1 pseudogene is annotated in these 450 nt (G+C 67.8%); it reads right to left on the bottom strand.

The annotated features are described in order from the left end of the window. Positions 1-61: 61 nt before the first annotated feature. Positions 62-450: pseudogene (locus tag FG154_RS20805) on the bottom strand (IS66 family transposase zinc-finger binding domain-containing protein); the annotation flags it as partial.

Here is a 450-nt window from a genome sequence, read left to right as displayed (position 1 = left end):
GCCATGGCCACCAAAACCTCGGGTTTATCGCCTTGGATCAACCACTTCACGGTTGCTCAGGCCGGACCATCCAGTCGGCCAGCACCGAGCGGTCGATCGGCACGCCAAGCCGCGCCATGACCACGGCCTGCCGGTTGAGCGGCATGTGCTCGGAATGCTTGGCCACGGCGACATGGGCAAGCAGCGCCTCAGTCGGCCAGCTGCCTTCCAGCAGATGCGCCGGAGCCTTGGTCTGGACGACGCCAATCCGCCCCTTCGGGCAGGCGTATTTCGGGCGGATCGTGACGATCACTTGGTACCGGGCCGGAATGATGTCGAGCCGCTCGGTTCGATCCTCGCCGATCCGGACCATGTCCCCGCAGCCGCACGGGCAGACGATGTTGGCCGGCTCGATCACCCGTTCGACCCGCGGCAGGTGGTCCGGCAGGGCACGGGCCCTGCGGGGCGCGC

The organism is Cereibacter sediminicola (assembly GCF_007668225.1).
GTDB classification, from domain to species: domain Bacteria; phylum Pseudomonadota; class Alphaproteobacteria; order Rhodobacterales; family Rhodobacteraceae; genus Cereibacter_A; species Cereibacter_A azotoformans.
The sequence above is the reverse complement of the archived record's forward strand: the minus strand, read 5'-3'. Positions and strand labels throughout refer to the sequence as shown.